General features: G+C 72.2%; 22 protein-coding genes and 1 tRNA gene. 9 read left to right on the top strand and 14 right to left on the bottom strand.

What is annotated here, in order from left to right; translation table 11 throughout:
• Window positions 1-25 precede the first annotated feature (25 nt).
• The gene (locus tag KR546_RS15260) at window positions 26-757 is read left to right on the top strand and encodes a fasciclin domain-containing protein (protein ID WP_238445582.1); all 732 of its coding nucleotides are present in this window, start codon (window positions 26-28) and stop codon (window positions 755-757) included.
• A gap of 74 nt (window positions 758-831) precedes the next feature.
• Here the strand turns inward: KR546_RS15260 and KR546_RS15265 are convergent, their stop codons facing one another.
• Window positions 832-1,623 carry a M90 family metallopeptidase gene (locus tag KR546_RS15265; protein WP_238445583.1) on the bottom strand — a complete coding sequence of 264 codons (792 nt, stop codon included), beginning with the start codon at window positions 1,621-1,623 and terminating at the stop codon, window positions 832-834.
• Window positions 1,624-1,784: 161 nt separating this feature from the next.
• Between KR546_RS15265 and KR546_RS15270 the strand changes: the two genes are divergently transcribed.
• The 5 genes from KR546_RS15270 to KR546_RS15290 all read left to right on the top strand — a co-directional run bounded on the left by KR546_RS15270 (window position 1,785) and on the right by KR546_RS15290 (window position 6,111).
• Window positions 1,785-1,859 (top strand) — tRNA-Arg (locus KR546_RS15270).
• 121 nt (window positions 1,860-1,980) lie between these two features.
• Window positions 1,981-3,453 (top strand): cystathionine beta-synthase, encoded by a 1,473-nt coding sequence (locus KR546_RS15275; protein ID WP_274388180.1) that lies wholly within the window; start codon window positions 1,981-1,983, stop codon window positions 3,451-3,453.
• A 55-nt stretch (window positions 3,454-3,508) separates the two neighbouring features.
• Window positions 3,509-4,642: a cystathionine gamma-synthase gene (locus KR546_RS15280; RefSeq protein WP_238445584.1), complete on the top strand. Its 1,134-nt coding sequence runs from the start codon at window positions 3,509-3,511 to the stop codon at window positions 4,640-4,642.
• Window positions 4,642-5,598: a diacylglycerol/lipid kinase family protein gene (locus tag KR546_RS15285; protein WP_238445585.1), complete on the top strand. Its 957-nt coding sequence runs from the start codon at window positions 4,642-4,644 to the stop codon at window positions 5,596-5,598. The genes KR546_RS15280 and KR546_RS15285 overlap by 1 nt, the downstream gene beginning before the upstream one ends.
• 261 nt (window positions 5,599-5,859) lie before the next feature.
• On the top strand, window positions 5,860-6,111 hold the full coding sequence (locus KR546_RS15290) for a WhiB family transcriptional regulator (RefSeq protein ID WP_238445586.1): 252 nt from the start codon (window positions 5,860-5,862) through the stop codon (window positions 6,109-6,111).
• A gap of 184 nt (window positions 6,112-6,295) precedes the next feature.
• Here KR546_RS15290 and KR546_RS15295 read toward each other — a convergent pair whose 3' ends face one another.
• Together KR546_RS15295 and KR546_RS15300 are read right to left on the bottom strand one after the other, a co-directional pair.
• Window positions 6,296-7,891, bottom strand: coding sequence for a sensor histidine kinase (locus KR546_RS15295; RefSeq protein WP_238445587.1), 1,596 nt, complete (start codon window positions 7,889-7,891; stop codon window positions 6,296-6,298).
• A 40-nt stretch (window positions 7,892-7,931) separates the two neighbouring features.
• Window positions 7,932-8,237: a sigma factor-like helix-turn-helix DNA-binding protein gene (locus KR546_RS15300; protein ID WP_238445588.1), complete on the bottom strand. Its 306-nt coding sequence runs from the start codon at window positions 8,235-8,237 to the stop codon at window positions 7,932-7,934.
• A gap of 155 nt (window positions 8,238-8,392) precedes the next feature.
• On the opposite strand from KR546_RS15300, the gene KR546_RS15305 reads away from it, so the two are divergent.
• Window positions 8,393-8,914: a DUF5317 family protein gene (locus KR546_RS15305; RefSeq protein ID WP_238445589.1), complete on the top strand. Its 522-nt coding sequence runs from the start codon at window positions 8,393-8,395 to the stop codon at window positions 8,912-8,914.
• Between the two features lie 55 nt (window positions 8,915-8,969).
• On the opposite strand, the gene KR546_RS15310 is transcribed toward KR546_RS15305, so the two are convergent.
• From KR546_RS15310 to KR546_RS15320, 3 genes are all read right to left on the bottom strand, one after another.
• Complete coding sequence (locus KR546_RS15310; protein WP_238445590.1) at window positions 8,970-9,929, bottom strand: NAD-dependent epimerase/dehydratase family protein; 960 nt, start codon at window positions 9,927-9,929, stop codon at window positions 8,970-8,972.
• A gap of 117 nt (window positions 9,930-10,046) precedes the next feature.
• The gene (gene rsrA / locus KR546_RS15315) at window positions 10,047-10,358 is read right to left on the bottom strand and encodes a mycothiol system anti-sigma-R factor (protein ID WP_238445591.1); all 312 of its coding nucleotides are present in this window, start codon (window positions 10,356-10,358) and stop codon (window positions 10,047-10,049) included.
• Window positions 10,355-11,029 carry a sigma-70 family RNA polymerase sigma factor gene (locus KR546_RS15320; RefSeq protein ID WP_238445592.1) on the bottom strand — a complete coding sequence of 225 codons (675 nt, stop codon included), beginning with the start codon at window positions 11,027-11,029 and terminating at the stop codon, window positions 10,355-10,357. The genes rsrA and KR546_RS15320 overlap by 4 nt, the downstream gene beginning before the upstream one ends.
• 397 nt (window positions 11,030-11,426) lie before the next feature.
• Between KR546_RS15320 and KR546_RS15325 the strand changes: the two genes are divergently transcribed.
• Window positions 11,427-11,879 (top strand): Rv3235 family protein, encoded by a 453-nt coding sequence (locus KR546_RS15325; protein ID WP_238445593.1) that lies wholly within the window; start codon window positions 11,427-11,429, stop codon window positions 11,877-11,879.
• Window positions 11,880-11,882: 3 nt separating this feature from the next.
• Here KR546_RS15325 and secA read toward each other — a convergent pair whose 3' ends face one another.
• The 8 genes from secA to KR546_RS15365 form a co-directional block, all read right to left on the bottom strand.
• Window positions 11,883-14,951, bottom strand: a complete 3,069-nt coding sequence (secA, locus tag KR546_RS15330) for a preprotein translocase subunit SecA (protein ID WP_238445594.1) — start codon at window positions 14,949-14,951, stop codon at window positions 11,883-11,885.
• A 274-nt stretch (window positions 14,952-15,225) separates the two neighbouring features.
• Window positions 15,226-15,570 (bottom strand): helix-turn-helix domain-containing protein, encoded by a 345-nt coding sequence (locus tag KR546_RS15335; RefSeq protein WP_238445595.1) that lies wholly within the window; start codon window positions 15,568-15,570, stop codon window positions 15,226-15,228.
• Between the two features lie 100 nt (window positions 15,571-15,670).
• On the bottom strand, window positions 15,671-16,006 hold the full coding sequence (gene hpf / locus KR546_RS15340; RefSeq protein WP_238445596.1) for a ribosome hibernation-promoting factor, HPF/YfiA family: 336 nt from the start codon (window positions 16,004-16,006) through the stop codon (window positions 15,671-15,673).
• A 144-nt stretch (window positions 16,007-16,150) separates the two neighbouring features.
• Window positions 16,151-16,861 (bottom strand): ComF family protein, encoded by a 711-nt coding sequence (locus tag KR546_RS15345; RefSeq protein WP_238445597.1) that lies wholly within the window; start codon window positions 16,859-16,861, stop codon window positions 16,151-16,153.
• A gap of 78 nt (window positions 16,862-16,939) precedes the next feature.
• Window positions 16,940-17,761 carry a purine-nucleoside phosphorylase gene (locus KR546_RS15350; protein ID WP_238445598.1) on the bottom strand — a complete coding sequence of 274 codons (822 nt, stop codon included), beginning with the start codon at window positions 17,759-17,761 and terminating at the stop codon, window positions 16,940-16,942.
• Between the two features lie 35 nt (window positions 17,762-17,796).
• A complete protein-coding gene (locus KR546_RS15355; RefSeq protein WP_238445599.1) occupies window positions 17,797-17,976 on the bottom strand; it encodes a Trm112 family protein in 180 nt (59 codons plus the stop codon).
• Between the two features lie 70 nt (window positions 17,977-18,046).
• The gene (locus KR546_RS15360; protein ID WP_238445600.1) at window positions 18,047-19,435 is read right to left on the bottom strand and encodes a phosphohexomutase domain-containing protein; all 1,389 of its coding nucleotides are present in this window, start codon (window positions 19,433-19,435) and stop codon (window positions 18,047-18,049) included.
• A gap of 100 nt (window positions 19,436-19,535) precedes the next feature.
• Window positions 19,536-20,246 (bottom strand): DUF3499 family protein, encoded by a 711-nt coding sequence (locus KR546_RS15365; RefSeq protein ID WP_238445601.1) that lies wholly within the window; start codon window positions 20,244-20,246, stop codon window positions 19,536-19,538.
• A gap of 196 nt (window positions 20,247-20,442) precedes the next feature.
• Here KR546_RS15365 and KR546_RS15370 point away from each other — a divergent pair, with 196 nt between their 5' ends.
• On the top strand, window positions 20,443-20,763 hold the full coding sequence (locus KR546_RS15370) for a metallopeptidase family protein (RefSeq protein WP_238445602.1): 321 nt from the start codon (window positions 20,443-20,445) through the stop codon (window positions 20,761-20,763).
• The last annotated feature ends 65 nt before the right edge of the window (window positions 20,764-20,828 follow it).

A 20,828-nucleotide genomic window follows, 5' to 3' on the forward strand; every position in this document is an offset into this window, starting at 1 on the left:
CGACCCTCCACCAGGAGCTGACACCATGCGTTCCATTCGTTTCCGCACCGGCGCCGTCGCCGTCGTGGCCGGCCTCGGGCTCGTCCTGGCCGGCTGCGGGTCCGACGACCCCGCCGACACCGCCACCGAGGACACCGCCGAGACCATGGCCCCCACCGAGGACATGACCGAGTCGATGGCCCCCACCGAGGACATGACCGAGTCGATGGCCCCGACCGAGGACATGACCGAGTCGATGGCCCCCAGCGAGGACATGACCGAGTCCATGATGATGGAGCCGGTCGGGCCCGCCTGTGACCAGATCCCCACCGAGGGTGAGGGCTCGTCCGCCGGCATGGCCGACGACCCGGTCGCGACGGCCGCGTCCAGCAACCCGCTGCTGTCGACCCTGGTCACCGCAGTCACCGAGGCCGACCTCGTCGACACGCTGAACTCGGCCGAGGCGCTGACCGTCTTCGCCCCGATCAACGCGGCGTTCGAGGAGATCCCCGCCGACACCCTGGAGGCCGTGCTGGCCGACCAGGAGGCCCTCACCGGCATCCTGACCCTGCACGTCGCCGAGGGCCAGATGGACGCCGAGGCGCTGACCGAGGCCGGCACCGTGCCGACCCTCGCCGGTGGCGAGCTGGAGTTCGACGGGGAGGCCATGACCGTGACCTCGCCGGACGGCACCACCGCCAACGTGGTCTGCGGCAACGTCCAGACCGCCAACGCGACCGTCCACCTGATCGACGCGGTCCTGATGCCCGCCAGCTGACCACCGCGCGAACGATCCCCACGACGGGGGCGGCCCACCCGGGCCGCCCCCGTCGTTCGTCGTGTCGGGATCGGTCAGGACCGCTCGGCGTCCTCGTCCGGGTCCGCGATGGTCACGACGTGCCCGCGGGCCTCGTCGACGGCCGCGGGATCCTGGCCGAAGAAGTCGACGAACACCTCGTGCAGGTCGGGATGGACGTGGCGCAGGTCCAGCGGCCGCACGAAGAAGGCCTCGGTGGCGACGGCGAAGAACTCGGTGGGGTTGGTCGCGGCGTAGGACCGCAGGACCGGGTCCGGTGCGCCACGCCGCAGGTCCCGGTGGATCCGGGTGCAGACCCGGACCCAGCGTTCGAGGTGGGCGGGGGTGTCCATCCGCGGTGTCCCGTCCAGCAGGTGGGTCGCCGCGTCGAGCTTGTGGGCGAACTCGTGGAGCACCACGTCGCCGGCCCCGGTGGCGCGATCACGTCGCACGGCCGCCCACGACACGAACACCGGGCCGTTGGCCGTGGTGTGCCCGAGCAGGGCCCGAGGTGCCTCGGTGACGACCCCGCGCATCGGGGTCGGTCGTGGTCGGCGGTCGACCATCGTGGACGGGTGGACGACGATCGACTCGACGTTGGCGAACGGGTCGGGCTCGTCGATGCCGACCCCCAGCACCGCCGCGTGGGCGGCGACGTGCAACTGCATCCGGGCGGTGAGGTCGAAGCCCCGGGCCGGGGTCCAGTCGCGCCGGTGCACCAGGGCGGCGGTCAGCGACTCGAGCCGTTCCCGCTGGCCGGGGTCGAACCGATCGAGGCGGCCGAGCAGCGTGGGCAGCTCGGCTCGCTGGGAGTCGTCCAGCGTGGCCGGTCGACGGAACCAGTTCACGGTGACCTCCGGGCGGCGTGCCGAGCGTGCGCGGGCGTGGCGATCCCCGCCGGGGACGGGGGGCGGGACGGTGGACAACCCGTCCCCGGCCACCAGTGTTCCCGGGTGCGCGTGGCGGCGGGTGTGCCCGTGCACGCTGGTACCGTGGGTGGTCGTCCCGAGCCCCCGTAGCTCAGTGGATAGAGCACCGGCCTCCGGAGCCGGATGCGTAGGTTCGATTCCTACCGGGGGTACCACGACCGCCCGCGCCCCCTCGGCGCGGGCGCACGCCGTCCGGACGGCTCCGCGGTCGCACCAGACCCTACGATGGAGCGCCCGGTCGCACGGCGACCGACGACCCGATTCCCCGGTGGTGGCATGTCCGCGTTCGACGTCAACGACCCGTCCAACTACGACCGGTTGATCGGGCGCCACCACGACCTGGCGGACGCTCCCCGGCGCAATCGTGACGCGCTCGGTCGCGAGGTCGCCCCGGACCTGCTGGCACTCATGGGCGACACCCCGCTGCTGGCCCTCGAGCGCTTCTCGGCCGACATCGGCCCGACCCTGCTCGCCAAGTTGGAGATGCTCAACCCGGGCGGGTCGGTCAAGGACCGCATCGGCATCGCGATGGTCGAGGCGGCCGAGGCAGCCGGCGAGCTCGCGCCCGGTGACACCATCGTCGAGCCGACCTCCGGCAACACCGGCGTGGGCCTGGCGATCGCCGCGGCGCTCAAGGGCTACCGCTGCATCTTCGTGGTCCCCGACAAGGTGGCGGAGGACAAGGTGGCGTTGATGCGCTCGTACGGCGCCGAGGTCGTGGTCTGCCCGACGGCGGTCGAGCCGGAGGACCCCCGCAGCTACTACTCGGTGTCGGACCGGCTCGCCGGTCGCCCGAACCACTTCAAGCCCAACCAGTACTTCAACCAGTCCAATCCCCTAACCCACCGGTGGTCGACCGCACCGGAGATCTGGCGCCAGACCGCCGGCCAGGTCGACGCCTTCGTCTGTGGCGTGGGGACCGGTGGAACCGCGACCGGGGTGGGCGGCTGGCTCAAGGAGCGCAAGCCCGAGGTCCAGGTCGTGGGCGCCGATCCCGAGGGCTCGCTGTACTCCGGCGACGAGGTCCACCCCTACCTGGTCGAGGGGATCGGCGAGGACTTCTGGCCGCCCACCTTCGACCCCGACGTGGTCGACCGGTGGTACCGGGTCTCCGACGAGGACTCGTTCGCGACGGCGCGCCGCTGCACCCGCCAGGAGGGACTGCTGGTCGGCGGCTCGTGCGGGACGGCCCTGTGGGCGGCCCGCGAGTACGCCCGCGAGCAGCCCGACGACGCCACCATCGTCGTCCTGCTCCCCGACTCGGGGCGCGGCTACCTCTCCAAGCTCTACGACGAGAACTGGATGGCCGAGCACGGCTTCCTCGACCGTTCCCGTGGCGGGGTGGACGACGCCCTGCGCACCAAGGACAGCGAGCTGCCGTCGCTGGTGCACGTCCACCCGGAGGAGACGGTGGCCGACGCCATCGCCATCCTCAAGGAGTTCGGCGTCTCGCAGATGCCGGTCTTCCGCAGTGGCGTGCACGACGACGCCCGGACCGACGACGTGATCGGGTCCATCCGCGAGAACGCCCTGCTGGACGCGGCCCTGTCCGACCCGGAGGTCATGCGCTCACCGGTGGGCGACACGATGCAGCCACCCCTGCCCCAGATCGCGCCGGGCGCCCGCGTCGACGAGGTGTTCCACCGCCTCACCGGCACCGACGCCGCCGTGATCGTCGTCGACGACGACCGACCCGTCGGCGTGCTCACCCGGTCCGACCTGCTGGGCTACCTCGCCGGCATCCGCTGACCAGCCACCCGTCGGGGTGCCGTGTCACCCCGACGCCGACCCCAGGACCTCCCCGATGCACTTCGTGACCCGCGCGATCCATGCCGGCCAGGAGCCGGAGCCGCGCACCGGCTCGGTCAACGTCCCGATCTACCAGACGTCGACCTACGCCCAGGACGGCGTGGGCGAGCACCGTGGCTGGGACTACGGCCGCAGCGGCAACCCGACCCGGGACGCCCTGCAGACCGCCCTGGCCAGCCTCGAGGAGGCCGACGACGCGGTGGTGTTCGCGTCCGGCCTGGCCGCCGAGGACGCCGTGTTCCGGACGCTGTCCCCCGGGGACCACGTGGTCATGGGTGACGACGTCTACGGCGGGACCTGGCGCCAGGTGGCCCAGGTGCACGTCCCGGCCGGCCTGGAGGTGTCGACCGTCGACATGGGCGACCTCGACGCGGTCCGTGCGGCCGTGCGGCCGAGCACCCGGCTGGTGTGGGTGGAGACGCCGACCAACCCACTGCTGAAGGTGGTCGACATCGCCGCGACGGCGGAGATCGCGCACGAGGCCGACGCACGGCTGGTCGTGGACAACACGTTCGCCACCCCGTGGCTGACCCAGCCCCTGGGGCTGGGCGCGGACCTCGTCGTCCACTCCACCACCAAGTACCTCGGCGGGCACTCCGACGTCGTCGGGGGCGCCGTGTGCACCGACGCCGAGACCGCCGAGCGCCTGCGCTTCCTCCAGAACGCGGTGGGGGCGGTCGGCGGACCGTTCGACAACTACCTGACCCTGCGGGGGATCAAGACCCTGGGCGTGCGGATGCAGGCCCACTGCGCCAACGCCGGCGCGATCGCCACCCACCTGGCCGAGCACCCCGCGGTCGCGGCCGTCCACTACCCGGGGCTGCCCGACCACCCGGGGCACGAGATCGCCGCCCGCCAGATGCGCGACTTCGGGGGGATGGTGTCGGTCCAGCTCGCCGGTGGCCGGGCGGCCGCCGAGGTCGTCGCCACGTCGACCGAGCTGTTCTTCCTGGCCGAGTCGCTGGGCGGGGTGGAGTCGCTGGTGGAGCACCCGGGCGTGATGACCCACGCCTCGGTGGCCGGGACGCCGCTGGAGGTGCCCGACGACCTGCTGCGGCTGTCGGTCGGCATCGAGCACGTCGACGACCTGCTGGCCGACCTGGACGCCGCCCTCGCCCACGCGGCCTGATGCGCGCCGTCCTGGTCTTCAACCCCAACGCCACGACGACCGACGCCGGTGTGCGCGACGTCATCGCGGCCGCCCTGGCCTCGACGATGGACCTGGACGTCCAGCCCACCAAGATGCGTGGCCACGCCACCCACATCGTCGCCGGTGCCATCCATGACGGGGTCGATGCCGTGTTCGCCCTGGGCGGCGACGGCACGGCCAACGAGGTGATCCAGGCGATGGCCGGTACCTCGGCCGTCCTCGGGGTGATCCCCGGCGGCGGCACCAACGTCTTCGCGCGGGCGCTGGGCCTGCCCAACGACCCGGTGCACGCCACGTCGGCGCTGCTGGAGTCCGTGCGCCACGGTCACGACCGCCACATCTCCCTGGGCCGGGCCGCCGGACGCTACTTCGCGTTCCACGCCGGGTACGGGTTCGACGCCGCGGTGGTCCGGGCGGTCGAGCAGGCCCCGACCATGAAGCGGCGTCTGCGACAGGGCGCGTTCGTGTGGCAGGCGACCCGGACCTACTTCGCCGACGCCGACCGGGCCGCGGGGACGTTGCAGGTCCGCACCGGTGACGGCACCACCGTGGGCCCGGGCTCGATCGCGATCGTCGGCAACACCACGCCCTACACCTGGCTGGGCACCCGGCCCCTGCACGTCACGCCCGACGCGGGCTTCGACACCGGGCTGGACCTCGCCCTGATCGGACCGGTGTCGGCACTGCGGCTGCTGCGGCTGGTCAAGGGCCTGCTGGACGGAGACGGCCTGCCGGCCGGCGACGACGTCACCCTGCTGCACGATCGCCACTTGCTCACCCTGACCAGTTCGGTCCCACGACCCCTCCAGGTGGACGGTGACTACGCCGGGGAGTTCACCGAGTGTCGGCTGGAATCCATCCCCCGAGCACTCAGGGTGTTCGGTCAGCGCACGTTTTTGGGTCCAGAGTTGGCATCGGACGGATTCGCTGAGTAACGCCAGATCTCCCGCCTGTGGCAGTCCCGGGGCACATCCCGGCCATTCCGCCACTGGATTCGGCCGGAATGCCGACAAACCCGTCCCGGCCATTTTCGCCAAGGGTCTTGTCAGCCTCACCACCCCTCGTTACGATTTTCACAAGTGGTTGTGATGTTCTTCACAACCTCCCCGGGACAGCCCCGACGACCTCACGAACTGACACCGCGACGAGCAGCACGCAACCACCTCGCTGCCTCGCACGACCACCCAGGAGTCACCATGGACTGGCGCAACCAGGCGGCCTGCCGCAACGAAGACCCCGACCTCTTCTTCCCCATCGGCTCGACCGGCCCCGCCGTCGAGCAGGCCGACGAGGCCAAGCAGGTCTGCATGACCTGCTCGGTGCGCGAGGAGTGCCTCGAGTACGCCCTGGCCTCCAACCAGGACGCCGGCATCTGGGGCGGCCTGACCGAGGACGAGCGTCGGACCCTCAAGCGCGCCCGCCAGCGTCGCCGCCGCATGGCCAGCTGACGCCACCACCCCCACCTCTTCTCGACGGCCCGCCGGACTCCCGGCGGGCCGTCGTGCGTCCCGCCCCACATCTCGAGCGTGACCGGATCGTGCAACAGTCCGCACCGATCCATCACGCTCGGCGGGAAGCGGTCGGGCGAGGAGTGGTGGTCAGCGCGTCCGAGCGGAGCCATGATCCGCGGTGCTAGCCGGGGAGGGGCAGGTCGACCACGCAGCGGGTGCCGGGGCCGTCGCTGTGGAGGGTGAGCGTGCCGGCCAGCTCCGACTCCACCAGGGTCAGCGAGATCTGCAGGCCGAGGTTGGCGTCCCGGCGCAGGTCCCAACCCTCGGGCATTCCCACCCCGTCGTCCACCACCTCCATGACCAGCCGCGCCGGGCGCCGGTCGAGCCGGACCAGCACCTCGCCACCCCGGTCGGGGAAGGCGTGCTCCACCGCGTTCTGCAACAGCTCCGACAGCACCAGGGCCAGCGGCGTGGCGACGTCCGGCCCGAGCTCGCCGGCGAGCCCGTCGATGACGACCTGGACCGGTCGCTCGGGATCGGTCAGGCCCGTGGTCAGCATGTCGGCCAGCCGTGAGGCGACCTTGTCGAACGACACGCGCTGGCGTGCGTCCTGAGACAGGGTCTCGTGGACCAGTGCGATCGACGAGATCCGTCGCACCGACTCGGCCAGGGCCTCCACGGCCTCGGGCGACGACAGCCGCCGCCCCTGCAGCCGCAGCAGTGACGCCACGGTCTGGAGGTTGTTCTTGACCCGGTGGTGGATCTCGCGGATCGTGGCGTCCTTGTAGAGCAGCAGTCGCTCGTGGCGACGCAGCTCGGTGACCTCGCGGACCAGCATCAGCCCGCCGAGCACCTCGTGGTCACGGGTCAGCGGCAGCAGCCGGCGCAGCACGACCGCCCCACGTGCCTCGACCTCGGACTCCAGCGCGTCGCCGTCACCGAGCGCCCGCAGCACCGCGACGTCGTCCATGTCGAAGTCCCCGACGTTCTGGCCGATGACGTTGCCCACGACACCGAGACGTCGGTAGGCACTGACTGCGTTGGGCGAGGCGTAGGCCACGTGCCCGTCGGGATCCAGCCGCAGCATCCCGTCCCCGACACGCGGTGCGAGCTCACGCTCGTGGGACTCGCCGGGGTACGGGAACGCGCCGACCGCCAGCATGTCGGCGAGCTCGTCGGCCGTGCCCAGGTAGGCCCGCTCGAGCGCCGAGACCGAGCGGGTCGTGGCCGGGTTGATCTGGCGCGTGACGACGGCCACCACGGCGCCGTCGAACCAGATCGGGATCGCGTCGTTGCGATAGGCGACAGGCACCTCGTCGTGGCGCGGATCCGGGTCGCCACTGGTCCCGTCCGGGGCGTCGGCGTCGTCGGTCGCCATGCGGTCCACCTCGACGTGACCGCGCGACCTGGGGGGCGCGGTGGGCGGGACGTCGCCCTGCCCGTCCACCTCGGGTGGGTCGTCGGTGAAGGCGGTGGGCACGGCCCCACGGACCATCCGCTGGATCCGGCCACTGCGGAACGCCTCGGCGACCCGGGGGCGTTCGTCGGGACCCCACACCGAACCGACCAGGTCCTCGTGGTGCATGGTCGGGGCCGTGTAGGGCCGCATCTGGGCCAGCACGACGAACTGGTCGGCATCGTCGAGTGCGAACATCAGCAGGTCGGCGAACGACAGGTCGGCCAGGATCTGCCAGTCGGACACGACCGCCTGGAGGTGGTCGACCGCGGCGTCGGGCAGCGTGACGTGCTCGTGGACGAGCTCGTGGAGCGTGGACATCAGGGGTGCCGTCCACGAGCCGGTGCGCGCCGCGGTCGGGTCACTTCCCGAGCAGCTTCCCCAGGCGGTCGAGCGGGATCACCTCGCGGATGTGGTCGAAGGCTCGCGCCTCGATCTCGCCCGCCTCCGTCATGCCGAGGTTGAGCGCACGCGCGGTGTCGGCCAGGTCGTGCGGGTGGCCGTCCACCAGCCCCATCCGGTACTCCAGCACCCGGCGCTGGGTCTCGGGCAGGCGATCCAGGACCTGTCGCAGGGGGCCGCTGAGCTCGGCGACGGGGTCGGACTCGCCACCACGACGTCGCCCTCCCCCACGGGACGGGCGACCGGAGCGCGACTTGGAGGCCATGCGCGGCAGGGTAGACGACGGCCGGTCGGTCGGGCGCCGAGGTTCCGTGAGGTCTCGAGCGCCCGCTGGCACCCTCGCGCCCGGACCTGTCCACCACCGGGAACCGGCGGCGTGGAGGTGTCCCGCAACGCCCTGCCCCCGACCGGAGCACCCGCATGCTGCTCGGCGCGCTCACGGTCGGGATCGCGCTCGCCGTCGCCCTGGCCCGGGGACGCGGACGGGGACTGCACCCACGGGTCCCCCTCGTCGCCTGGACCCCGGTGTTGGGCATGGGACTTGCAGGACTTGCGCTGGCCGGGTGGACCGACCCGGTCGGCAGCGGTGCGGTCGCGTTGGCCCTGGTCTCGCACGCGGCGCTCGTGGCCGTCGGCATCGTGAACTTCCGCCTGCCCGGGGCCGCCGCCCTGACGGCAGGCGTCGCCGCCAACGGCATGGTCGTCGTTGGCAACGGCGGGATGCCGGTCGATCCGGCGGCGGTGCTGGCCCTGGGCGGCGACCCGGCGATGCTGCCCGTCGCCGGCCCGCACCAGCTCATGACCGAGGCCACCGTGCTCCCCTGGCTGGGCGACGTGGTGGGCATCGGCTGGCTCGACCGGGTGGTCTCGCCGGGCGACGCGCTGCTGGTGGCCGGGGCGGTCCTGCTGCTCACCCACGCCCTGGTCGGCGAGGTGGACTGAACCGGGGTCCGAGCGCGCGAGGTCCGACGACTCGTCGGACCGGGCTCGCGTCGGCTCAGGACCCGCGGCGTGACGCGAGCCACTCCAGGGTCGTGGCCAGGCCCTCCTCGAGGGTGGTCCAGGGCTTCCAGCCCAGGTCCTCGGCGGCCCGGCGGCCCGACAGCGCGGTGTGGGCGACGTCGCCGGGCTGCTCGGGGAGCCTGGTCGGACGATGCGTGAAGCGCGTGGCGGCGGCCAGGGCGCGGAACAGCTGGTTGAGGCTGGTCTGCTGGGCGGTGCCGATGTTGTAGCGCCGCCCGTGGCCCCGGTCGGCCGCCAGTGCCATCGCGTGCACGACGTCGTCCACGAACACGAAGTCGCGGGTCTGCTCCCCGTCGCCGTGGATCGTCACGTCGTGGTCGGCCAGCATCGCCTCGGCCATCGCGGTGACGATCCCGCCCTCGCCGGTGCCGGACTGGCGCGGGCCGTAGACGTCGGCGATCGCCAGCGAGGTCCACTCGAGGTCGTGCAGGAGGGCGAAGACCCCGAGGTAGTGCTCGGCGGACAGCTTGGCGGCGCCGTAGGGCGACGTGGGGACGGTTGGCGACGTCTCGGTCGCGGGGAGGTCGTCGGGGTCGAGCCTGCCGTGGAGCCCGGACCCGGAGCTGGCGAACACGACCTTGCGCACGCCGTGGTCGACCGCGCCCTGCAGGAGGTTGACGGTGCCCAGGAGGTTGACGCGGGCGTCGCCGACCGGGTCGGCGACGCTGCGCGGGCCGGGCCCACGGGCGGCGAGGTGGTAGACGACCTCGGGCCGGTGGCGGCCGATGAACGGCCCCAGGGCATCCGAGGTGACGTCGAGACGCTGGAAGTCCAGTTGGCCCGCGTGCTCACGACGGGCCGTGTCCAGGTTGGCCAGCCGGCCGCTCGACAGGTCGTCGACGACCACGACGCGTCGTTCCTCGGCGAGCATCCGGTCGACGAGCGTGGAGCCGACGAAGCCGGCTCCACCGGTCACCATCACGGTGTCGGCCACGCGATCCTCCGGTCACGTCGAGGCGTGGCCGCCGAGGATAGGTGACCGCCCGCACGGGGCCGGGCAGGCAGTGCAGGCCGGCGCGGCGTGGTCCTGGGGTCGGGTGCCCAGCTCGGGCTAGGCGCTCGGGCCCGGGTCGCCGGACATCACGTCCAGCCGCTCGCGGATCGCGGCGTGCAGATCCGGTGGGGTGCGCTCGACACACCGCTCCCGCACGATCGCCCGCAGCTGCTCTTCGAACGTGGCGCGGTCGGCACACGGATAGCAGGCTGCGAGGTGGTCACGGATCGACCCCAGGTCGGACTCGGGCAACTCACCGTCGAGGTAGCGCTCGAGGTCGCGGAGTGCCTCCGAACAGTTGCCGGAGCCCTCCGCACAGTTCCCACCCACGGCGTCCTCGGTCGTGCCGTCCGTCTGCGCCCCGCTCATGCTTGGCCTCCTGGCGAATCGATCAGGCCATTGTCCTCGGCATAATCCCGCAACGCCTTCTGGAGCGCCTTTCTTCCACGGTGCAGCCGGGACATCACCGTGCCGATCGGCGTGTCCATGATCTCGGCGATCTCCTTGTAGGCGAACCCTTCCACGTCCGCGAGGTAGACCGCCATGCGGAAGGCCTCCGGCAAGTCGGCCAACGCCTCCTTGACCTGCTCGTCGGTGATCGTCTCGAGCACCTCGTACTCGGCGCTGTCGCCGGTGCGGGCCTCGTCGTAGAACGAGAAGTCGTCGATCGACTCCTGCAGGGCTTCCTGGGGCCGGCGCTGCTTCTTGCGATACATCGAGATGTAGGTCGTGTGCAGGATGCGGTACAGCCACGCCCGCAGGTTGGTGCCCTGCTGGAACTGGTGGAAGCTCTGGAAGGCCTTGGCGACCGTCTCCTGGACGACGTCCTGGGCCTCGGTCGGGTCGTGGGTGTAGCGCATGGCGGCGCCGTAGAGGCGATCCACCTCCGGCATCACCTGCTGCTCGAACAGGTCACGCCGCTGGGCATCGGTCAGTTCGGTGCGCAGCAGGGTGCCGTCCACCTCGCGAGCGGGGTCGACCTCGATCCGCTCGGTGGTGTCGGACGCGTCGGCCACCTCGCTGCCAGTTCCGCTGGTCATCGGATCCCATCCTCATCGGTTCGGCCCCGCACCGGACCCGACAGCCTACTGGGACGGCTGCGACGCCCGATCCGGCCGGACGCCGGCAGTCGGCCCCCGCCGGCTCGGCGCGCGACGTCCTCCACATGCCCACGGGTCGCGCACTTGACAGCGGCGCCTCGGTCGACCATGCTGCACCGTAGTGAATGAAAGTTCATGAGATGCATGACGACATCACGACCGCCCGCTCCGGCGGGCACCCCGAGGGGCCCCTCGCACCGTCGCCCCCGCGAGGGGCTCCTCCCGGGAACCGTGCCAGGCTCTGGTGGCTGCTGGCGGCAGCGGCGACCCCGTGGCTGGTGGCCGGGGCCCTCGTCGGGACCCGCCTGCTGGCGGACGCCCGACCGGGGGGTGCGCCATGACCGGGCGCCGGCATCCGGCACCGGCGGACGCGCCCCGGCTGCAGCGGCACGTGCGCTCACGCCAGCCGCTGGAGCTGGCCGTGCTCGGCGCGACGGCGCTGCTGGAGGTCCGCGACGGGTGCCGTGACGCGACCCAGCTCGGGGACCTGGTCGACGGCCGGGTCGCCCGCCAACTGGCCGCGCTGGTCCGACGGCGACGACGGGTCCCGGCCCGGGGGCGTGCCCTGACGCTGCGCCGGGTCCTGCTGGACGCCACCCGGGCGGACCGGGTCAACGTCGTCGTGGTCCTGGACCACCACCCGCGCGTGGTCCCGGTCAGCGTCGAGGTCACCTGCACCGCCGACGGCTGGCGAATCACCTCGCTGGCCACGCCCGACGACCACCACCCCGCACCGCTGGACCCCGAGCGGCCCGACTGGGAACAGCCCGACAGCGCCGAGCCCTGGTGAGGGCTACTTCAGGTGGCACTTCTTGAACTTCTTGCCGGAACCACACGGGCAGGGGTCGTTGCGGCCCACGTCGGCGAACTCGTCGTCGTCGGTCGTGTAGGTGGTCCCGGTGGCCACGCGGCGCACGGTGGTGCCGTCGTCACGCTTGTTCGGGGACGCTCCCACGCCGGCCGGCCGGCGACCGGTCGACGTGCCGTCCGCCGAACCGACCTCGTAGTCGGCCGAGCCACCCGACGTCGCGGCCGAGTAGGTCACCTCGCCCGGCTCGTCGGGCTGCTCGTCGAAGACCACCTGGGGACTGTCCTCGGCGTCGTCGGCGACGCCCTCGTCGTCCGGTCCGGTCTCCACGACGTGGGTCGCGTCGGCCACGTCTTTGTCGTCGCCCGCGTCGTGGCGAGCGTCGACGTCCTCGACCTTGCCGATGGAGGCGCCGCCGACCGTGATCGAGGCCGCCGCACGTCCGTCGGCGACGCCCTCGGCCTTCGCGGCCTCCTCCTGGCGCTCCTGGGCGGTCTGGACCGGCAGGTGGAAGAAGTAGGCGCTGGACTCCTGCTTCACCGACGACATCATGTGGGTGAATGAGGCGTAGGCCTCGCGCTGGTACTCGGTCAGCGGGTCCCGCTGGCCGACCGCGCGCAGCCCGATGCCGTCCCGCAGGGCGTCCATCTCGTACAGGTGCTGGCGCCACTTGCGGTCGACCACGCTCAGGATCACGCGTCGCTCCACCTGGCGCATGACCTCGGGCCCACCGACCTCGTCGGTGCGGGTCTCGTAGGCCCCGTGGATGTCCTCGACCAGCTCGTCGACCAGCCGATCGCGGTCGACGGTGTCCCAGTCGAGGCCGTAGAGGTCGACCTCGGGCTCGTAGACCTCGGTCAGCTCCTGGTGCAGCGACTCGATGTCCCACTCCTCGGGGAACACCCCGGGCGGTGCGTAGGCGTCGAAGGCGTCCTCCACCACGTCGGTCAGGTAGGTGTCGGCCAGGGCGGCGACGGCCTCGTCGTCCCCCTCGACCAGGTCCTGGCGCGAGGAGTAGACGACCTTGCGCTGCTCGTTGAGCACGTCGTCGTACTTCAGGACGTTCTTGCGGATGTCGAAGTTGCGCGACTCGACCTGGCGCTGGGCGTTGCCCACCGCCCGCGTCACCATCTTGGCCTCGATCGGGACGTCGTCGGGGATGTTGAGCCGCCCCATGATCGAGTCGACCGCCGAGGCGTTGAACAACCGCATCAGGTCGTCCTCCAGCGACAGGAAGAACCGGGACTCGCCGGGGTCGCCCTGGCGGCCGGACCGACCACGCAACTGGTTGTCGATGCGTCGGGAGTCGTGACGCTCGGTGCCGATGACGTACAGGCCGCCGGCCTCCAGCACCTTCTGGCGGTCGGTCTTGGTGCCGGCGAGGTTGTCGGCCAGCGCCTCGTCGTAGCGGGCCCTCAGGTCCTCGGCCGTCAGCTCCTCGTCGTCGCTGGACGCGATCACCAGCGCGATCGCCTCGTCGACGGAGTTGCCGCCCAGCGGGATGCCGGAGGCCGCCCGGGCGAGCTCCTCGGGGTTGCCGCCCAGCAGGATGTCGGTGCCGCGCCCGGCCATGTTGGTGGCGACCGTCACGGCCCCGGGCTGGCCGGCCTGGGCGACGACGTGGGCCTCACGTGCGTGCTGCTTGGCGTTGAGGACACGGTGGGGCACGCCCACGCGGGTGAGCATCGTGGACAGTCGCTCGGACTTCTCGACCGACGTGGTCCCCACCAGGACCGGCTGTCCCTTGGCGTGGCGGCCCTCGATGTCGCGCACCACCGACTCGAACTTGGCCTGCTCGGTCTTGTAGATCTGGTCGGACTTGTCGTCGCGGATCACCGGCTCGTTGGTGTCCACCTCGACCACGCCGAGCTCGTAGATCTCGAGGAACTCGACCTCCTCGGTCTTGGCGGTCCCGGTCATGCCCGCCAGCTTGTCGTACTGGCGGTAGTAGTTCTGCAGCGTGACGGTGGCCAGGGTCTGGTTCTCCTCCTTGACCCGCACGCCCTCCTTCGCCTCGATCGACTGGTGGAGGCCCTCGGAGTAGCGCCGACCCTCAAGGACGCGGCCGGTCTGCTCGTCGACGATCCGGACCTCGCCGTCCGTGACGATGTACTCGCGGTCGCGCTTGTACAGCTCCCGGGCCTTGATGGCGTTGTTGAGGTGGTGGATCAGCGGCGTGTTCACCGACTCGTAGAGGTTGTCGATGCCCAGCAGCTTCTCGACCTTGGCCACGCCCTCCTCGGTGACGCCCACCGTCCGCTTGGCCTCGTCGACCACGTAGTCGTTGGTGGTCCGGCCCTCGCCGAGGTCCTCCCCGATCCGCAGGTTGGGGACGACCCGCTTGGCGAAGATCTGGTACCACTGCGCCGACTGGGTGGGCTGACCGGAGATGATCAGCGGTGTGCGCGCCTCGTCGATGAGGATCGAGTCGACCTCGTCGAGCAGCGCGAAGTGGTGGCCACGCTGGACCTGGGAGTCGCGGTCCCAGGCCATGTTGTCGCGCAGGTAGTCGAACCCGAACTCGTTGGTGGTGCCGTAGGTGACGTCGGCGTCGTAGGCCCGCCGCTTGGCGGCCTTGTCCTGGTTGGAGTGGACCACGCCCACCTCGATGCCGAGGAACTCGTGGATGCGGCCCATCCACGCCGCGTCACGCTTGGCGAGGTACTCGTTGACCGTGACGACGTGCACGCCCCAGCCCTCGAGGGCGTTGAGGTACACCGGCATCGTCGAGGTCAGGGTCTTGCCCTCACCCGTCTTCATCTCGGCGATGTTGCCCCGGTGCAGGGCGATGCCCCCGAAGACCTGCACGTCGTAGGGCCGCTGCTTGAGCACGCGCCAGGCGGCCTCGCGCACGGTCGCGTAGGCCTCGGGGAGCAGGTCGTCGAGGGTCTCGCCGGCCTCGAGGCGGCCACGGAACTCGTCGGTCCGCGCCGCCAGTTCGGCATCGGAGCGGGCGGCCGCGTCGTCGGACTGGGCGTTGACCTCGTCCACGACGTTCCAGATCTTGCGCGCCTTGCGCCCCTCGCCCCAGCGCAGCGGATTCAAACTCACCATGATGCTTGCCTCGACTTGTCGACGCTTGGCGCTTGGCGCCAAGTTGGAGTTTGCAGGCAACTCCGGCCATCGGGCCGCCGGAGTCCGCGCCTGGCACGCCAGGTGGAGCGCGCGGGGCCAACCCCCACACGTGGAGTCCGACGGCTCCATGGCATGACGATGGTACGGGCTGACGCCAGTCGTGGATTCCCGATGGACGTGACCTGCGACCACCGCCGTCGACGACGCCGCAACGGACCACGGGGACAGTCCCGGACCACCCCGGGGACCAGTCCTACAGCTGCAGCAACCCACGTTGGTGGGCGACCACGACGGCCTCGGTGCGGGACTTCGCCGACATCTTGAGCAGGATGCTGCGCACGTGGTTCTTCACCGTGTTCTCGGCGATGTAGAGGGTCTCGGCGATCTCGAGGTTGGTCGCGCCGCGACCCATCTGCTCGAGCACCTCGAACTCCCGCTGGGTCAGGCGCCCGACGTCGTCGCGCACGACCGCCTGCACGCGGACCACCAGGTCGGCGTCGCCGTCCCCGTCCACCAGGCGGACGCGACCCCGTCGGAGTGCCCGGGCCAGGCGTCCGTCGTCACCGAGCAACTGGACGCTCAAGGCCTCGTCAGCCATCACTCACCCCTCGTCGCAGCGTCCGGCGCGGTTCGCGCCCGCCGGGCGGGCGCGCCCGACGGATCGGGCCTCGCCCCGGCACGGACGTCACCGGGCGCGATCAGGCCGGTCCGCGACCGTCGACCGCGGCGAGTCGGGGCTTGTCGACCAGGCGGGTCTTGAGCTTGCGTGCCTGGCGTGCGAGGCGGGCCTCGGCCTGGTCCGCGGCCGCGAGCGGGTCGGCGCCCGTCCCGGTCGCGCGGAGGTACTGGCCCTTGGCGTGGAGGACGACGTCGCACTGGACGCGATCCTCACCGCTGCCGGGGGCCTCGGCGAAGGTGATGTCCATGTCGATGAACCGACCGAACACCCGTTGCACCCGGGTGAGCTTGCGCACGGCCTGGTCCCGTGCGTCCTCGCTGAGCTCCACGTCCCGCGTCGTCACGCTGATCTGCATCGTGCCTCCGTCGCATCGGCCCCGGATCGCTCCTCGTTCGTGCCCGTTCCGGGGATCGCACCCGCCGCCGGTCGGCGACCGGAAGGTCGCGCCGACAGGGGCCGACGCGGCCCGCGACGACCCTAACACGCAGGGGGGTGGCCATCAGCCCGGGGGACGAATCGGTCCGGATCCGTCACCGCCGCCATGGCCACCTGCACGGGCGACGGCGGCGACCCACACGGTTGCCGCCCCACCGGCCCGCAGACCGGCCGCCGCGGCTCGCACGGTCGCCCCGGTCGTGACGACGTCGTCGACCAGCAGCACGCCCGGGGGCGCGGGTCGTCGTGGGTGCATGGCGGCGACCGGTCCCGACGACCGGCCGGTCGCGCCGCGGTCGACGGCGCGGGGGTCGGCGAGCAGGAGGCCCCTCCGGGGGACACCGAGCCCGGCGGCCACCCCGCGTGCCAGCAGGTCGGCATGGTCGAAGCCCCGCCGGCGGCGACGCGCGGCGGGCACGGGGACCCCGGTGACGACGTCGGGCCGCGGCCAGTGCCTGGCCTGCACGGCCTCGACGAGCTGTGCGGCCAGGCCGGGGTAGGCCGCGGTGCGCCCCGCGAGCTTGGCCGTCCGCACCGCGGTCGCCACCACGCCGCGGTAGTCGTGGGCGGCCACCGTGGCCTCGACGACGTCGCGCAGTGGGCAGGCCACCGGGTCGGGCCGGACACCGTCGATCGCCGGGGCAGCACAGGTCGGACAGCCACCGACCACGGGCAGCGGGTCGGGGGCGCAGTCGGCACACCACGGCATCGCTCCACGTCGCCCGCAGCCCAGGCAGCGTGGTGGCGCGAGCAGGTCGAGGACGAGGCGCAGCATGCGTCCAGCATGTCGGATGGACAGCGGCCGCCGGTGGGTCGATCGCCCGGGCTGGGGACGAGGTGTGACCGCGCGGACTCAGCCGGCCAGGCGGGCCAGGATCCCCGACACCAGCGCCGTGACGTCGGCCGCGACGGCGGCCCCGACCTCGATCACCTCGTCGTGGGTCGTCTCGACCCCCTCACCGTGGACGTTGGTGATCGTCGACATCCCCAGCACCTGCATGCCACGGGCACGTGCGGCGACCACCTCCAGCACGGTCGACATCCCGACGGCGGTCGCACCGAGCGTCCGCAGCATCGCCACCTCTGCCGGGGTCTCGTAGGAGGGCCCGAGCAGCCCGGCGTACACACCTTCGCGCAGGGAGAGGTCGTGCTCGCCGGCCACGGCGTGGGCGAGGGCCCGCAGCTCGGGGTCGTAGGGGGTGGCCATGTCCACGAACACCGGTCCCCCGTCACGCACCACGCCGACCAGTGGTGACGTGCCGGTGAGGTTGAGGTGGTCGTGGAGCAGCATGACGTCGCCGGGCGTCCACGAGGGCTCGAGCCCCCCGGCAGCATTGGTGACGACGAAGGTCGACGCACCCAGCAGTGCGGCAGCGTCCACCATCCGGGTCACGTCCTCGCCGCGATGACCCTCGTACAGGTGGATGCGGCCGACCTGGGCGAGCACGCGCAGGTCACCGATGCGCCCGTAGCGCAGCATCGAGGTGTGGCCCGGCACGGTCGAGTCCGGGATCCCCACGAGGTCGGACGTCGCCACCTCGACGGTGTCGTCGAGGACGTCGGCGACCCCGGCGAGCCCGGACCCGAGCGTCACGAGCACGTCGACGTCGCCCCCCAGGGCGGCACCGAGCGAGTCCGCGGTGGCGGCGGCGCGGGCGTCGGGCGAGTCGGTCACGGTGGGCTCCCTCGGTCGTGGCGGTCGTCGCGGGGTCAGCGGCGGCGGGAGGGCTTGGCCTGCTCGACCAGCATCACGGGGATGCCGTCCACCACCGGGTACTGCAGACCGCAGTCCTCGCACACCACGACCTTGCGGCGGTCCTTGTACTCGATGTGGCCCCGGCAGTCCGGGCACACCAGGACCTCGAGCAGGACCTCGTCGACGTAGGGCATCTTCGCGGACCTCCGGGATGTCGCGACCGTGGGCTCCGGGCTGCCTCGCGGCGTGCCCGGGCGCACCCGGTCAGGCGTGGTGCGGGTCCGCCACGATAGCCGTCACGCGATCCAGCAGGTCCTGCATCGCGGCCCGGTCGTCGCCCTCCACGTTCAGCCGGAGCACCGGCTCGGTGTTGGACGGACGCAGGTTCGCCCAGGCGGCCCCCACGTCGACCGTCAACCCGTCGAGCCGGTCCACGGCGGCCGCGTCGTCGGCCAGGGCCGAGGCCACCCGTTCGACGGTCTCGGCAGGGTCGTCGACGACCAGGTCACGCTCGCCCGACGCGACGCGCCGGTCGTGGGGGGCGACGACCTCGGACAGTGGCCGGTCCTGCTCGGCGACGGCCTCGAGCAGCACCAGGGCCGCCACCAGGCCCGAGTCGGCCCGGTAGAAGTCGCGGAAGTAGTAGTGACCGCTGTGCTCGACGGCGAAGACGGCATCGGTCTCGGCCATGCGCGCCTTGATGAACGAATGCCCGACCCGGGTCCGCACCGGGACCCCGCCGGCCGCCTCGATGACCTCGGGCACGGTGCGCGAGCAGATCAGGTTGTACAGCACCGTGGCGCCCGGGTTGCGGGCCAGCAGTCGCTCGGCCACGACCGCACCGACCAGCGAGGACGACACCGGTCGGCCGGTCTCGTCGACGGCGAAGACCCGGTCGGCGTCGCCGTCGAAGGCCAGCCCCAGCGGCAGGTCGTGGTCCACGACGTGGCGTGCCAGGTCGGCGAGGTTCGCCGGATCGAGCGGGTTCGCCGGATGGTTCGGGAAGCTCCCGTCCAGTTCGAAGTACAGCTCGTCGACCTCGACCGGGAGGTCGGCGAAGACCAGGGGCACGACCCGGCCGGCCATCCCGTTGCCGGCATCCACCGCGATGCGCACGTCGCGGAGGACGGAGGTGTCGATCATCCGGTGCACGTGGGCGACGAAGGCGTCGTCGATCCGGTCGTGGTGGACCGCGCCGGGCGGATCGACCGGAGGCGGCGTCCCGTCGACCAGCACGCGGCGCGCGACGTCGCGGACCCGCGCCAGGCCGGTGTCGATGGCGACCGGGACGGCCCCCGCCCGGCACAGCTTGATCCCGTTGTGGCCGGCCGGGTTGTGGCTCGCGGTCACCATCGCCCCGGCGCGGTGCAGGTGCCCGGCGGCGAAGCTCAGGGCGTCGGTCGAGACCAGCCCCAGGTGGCGGACGTCGACGCCGCGGGACGTGATCCCCGCGGTCAGTGCCTCCACGACCACGGGGGAACTCGGTCGCATGTCGTGGCCCAGCAGGACCTCGCCCTGTGGACCGGGTGCACCGAGCTCCTCGGCGATGCCCACGCCGAGGGCACGCGCGACCTCGGGATCGAGGTCCTCGTCGGTCCCCCGCACGTCGTAGGCCTTGACCACGCGGTCGAGTCGTTGCACTGCGGACGCCACGGTGCCTCCTGGTCGAGACCGCCCACCACGCGATGGTCGGTCGTGGAGGCGCACGGTAGGGAGTGCTGCCGGGACCTGCCGTCGCAGGATCCCGTCCGGCTCAGTCGTCGAGCGCGGCCGGCACGGGGCGCCCGCGACGGTTGTCGTCGCCGTCGAGACGCAGTTGGCGCTGGTCGGGCAGCGGGCCGGTCGAGCCCGGCTGCGAGATCCGCCCGCTCGGAGGCGTCGGCGCAGGCGCCGGCTCCGGAGTCGGGTCCGCGTCCGGGCCTGGGTCTGGGTCGGGGCCTGGGTCTGGGGTGACGTCGACGTCGGGCTCGATCCGCTCCGACGCGAGCGCGAGCCCGACCGGCTCGTGCAGGTCGTCGGCAAGGGCGTCGTCGGCGAGGGCGTCGTCGGGTCGGCGCAGGGCCTCGGCCAGGACGGCCACGGTGGCACTCGACCCCATCTCCCGGGCCGACGGTGGCCCGTCGGGCTCGTCGACGTCCTCGCGCTCGTCGACGAGGTCCCAGCCACGTGGCACGTCCATGCTGGCCGCATGGGTCGGACAGACCTCGAGGAAGCGCGGGTCGGCCTCGGCGAGCAGCGGCACGAGGGTGACCTGCTTGCCCGCGTAGTCCAGCACCATGCTGGCCCGGGCGGGGGCGGGGCATCCGTTGCGACGACATGGTCGCGTGACCTTGCGAGCCATCGACTGGACCACGCGGTCCTGGCGATCGGCTCGTCGGGCCCCGCCGGGTCGGGCCGCCCAGAGGGCGGGATCGTCCCCGGCGGACGGGTCGGAGCGGTCGTGGTGGAGGGGTTCGGCAGCCATGGCGGGGAGTCAATCACACGACCATCGCGAAGTCCCGCAACCTCGACACGGCGGGTGGGACGGCGGGTGGGACGCACCGGGCCTACCCTCGGCGGCGATGGACGACCGCCATGCACGACACCGCCGACGCCCACCGGACCGCCGACGGCGACCCTGGGCCGGGTGGCGCGCGACCAGTCTCGAGGAGTTCGTCGCGATGGTCGACCGGGCGATGGCCGACCTGCCCGCCGAACTGACGGACAAGCTCGACAACGTCGAGATCGCGATCGAGGACGTCCCACCCGAGAGCCACGGCGACGAGGTGCTGCTGGGCCTCTACGAGGGTGTGCCCCTACCCGAGCGTGGCTGGGGACAACCGCTCATGCCCGACCGGATCCGGCTGTTCCGTGGACCGCTGCAGGTCCGGGCACGTGATCCCCAGGAACTGCGCGACCTGGTCGCCTCCACCGTCGTGCACGAGGTCGCCCACCACTTCGGGATCGACGATGACCGGCTCGACGAACTCGGCTGGGGATAGCCGGTCCCGGTCTGCCAGGGCAGGGTCAGGTGTCGTCGGGGGGTGAGGTGCTTGGGGTCGGGGAG

Source organism: Salsipaludibacter albus (assembly GCF_019798055.1).
In the GTDB taxonomy this organism is placed as follows: Bacteria; Actinomycetota; Nitriliruptoria; order Nitriliruptorales; family Nitriliruptoraceae; genus Salsipaludibacter; species Salsipaludibacter albus.

Excerpts from the sequence above, each read along its gene's own strand:
- rsrA (WP_238445591.1), bottom strand. The coding sequence starts at position 10,358 with ATGAGCGGGGCGCAGACGGACGGCACGACCGAGGACGCCGTGGGTGGG.
- KR546_RS15345 (WP_238445597.1), bottom strand. The coding sequence starts at position 16,861 with ATGCTGCGCCTCGTCCTCGACCTGCTCGCGCCACCACGCTGCCTGGGC.
- hpf (WP_238445596.1), bottom strand. The coding sequence starts at position 16,006 with ATGCAGATCAGCGTGACGACGCGGGACGTGGAGCTCAGCGAGGACGCA.
- KR546_RS15370 (WP_238445602.1), top strand. The coding sequence starts at position 20,443 with ATGGTCGACCGGGCGATGGCCGACCTGCCCGCCGAACTGACGGACAAG.
- KR546_RS15280 (WP_238445584.1), top strand. The coding sequence starts at position 3,509 with ATGCACTTCGTGACCCGCGCGATCCATGCCGGCCAGGAGCCGGAGCCG.
- KR546_RS15285 (WP_238445585.1), top strand. The coding sequence starts at position 4,642 with ATGCGCGCCGTCCTGGTCTTCAACCCCAACGCCACGACGACCGACGCC.
- KR546_RS15295 (WP_238445587.1), bottom strand. The coding sequence starts at position 7,891 with ATGTCCACGCTCCACGAGCTCGTCCACGAGCACGTCACGCTGCCCGAC.
- KR546_RS15335 (WP_238445595.1), bottom strand. The coding sequence starts at position 15,570 with ATGGCTGACGAGGCCTTGAGCGTCCAGTTGCTCGGTGACGACGGACGC.
- KR546_RS15275 (WP_274388180.1), top strand. The coding sequence starts at position 1,981 with ATGTCCGCGTTCGACGTCAACGACCCGTCCAACTACGACCGGTTGATC.
- KR546_RS15290 (WP_238445586.1), top strand. The coding sequence starts at position 5,860 with ATGGACTGGCGCAACCAGGCGGCCTGCCGCAACGAAGACCCCGACCTC.
- KR546_RS15320 (WP_238445592.1), bottom strand. The coding sequence starts at position 11,029 with ATGACCAGCGGAACTGGCAGCGAGGTGGCCGACGCGTCCGACACCACC.
- KR546_RS15300 (WP_238445588.1), bottom strand. The coding sequence starts at position 8,237 with ATGGCCTCCAAGTCGCGCTCCGGTCGCCCGTCCCGTGGGGGAGGGCGA.
- KR546_RS15325 (WP_238445593.1), top strand. The coding sequence starts at position 11,427 with ATGACCGGGCGCCGGCATCCGGCACCGGCGGACGCGCCCCGGCTGCAG.
- secA (WP_238445594.1), bottom strand. The coding sequence starts at position 14,951 with ATGGTGAGTTTGAATCCGCTGCGCTGGGGCGAGGGGCGCAAGGCGCGC.
- KR546_RS15355 (WP_238445599.1), bottom strand. The coding sequence starts at position 17,976 with ATGCCCTACGTCGACGAGGTCCTGCTCGAGGTCCTGGTGTGCCCGGAC.
- KR546_RS15260 (WP_238445582.1), top strand. The coding sequence starts at position 26 with ATGCGTTCCATTCGTTTCCGCACCGGCGCCGTCGCCGTCGTGGCCGGC.
- KR546_RS15305 (WP_238445589.1), top strand. The coding sequence starts at position 8,393 with ATGCTGCTCGGCGCGCTCACGGTCGGGATCGCGCTCGCCGTCGCCCTG.
- KR546_RS15365 (WP_238445601.1), bottom strand. The coding sequence starts at position 20,246 with ATGGCTGCCGAACCCCTCCACCACGACCGCTCCGACCCGTCCGCCGGG.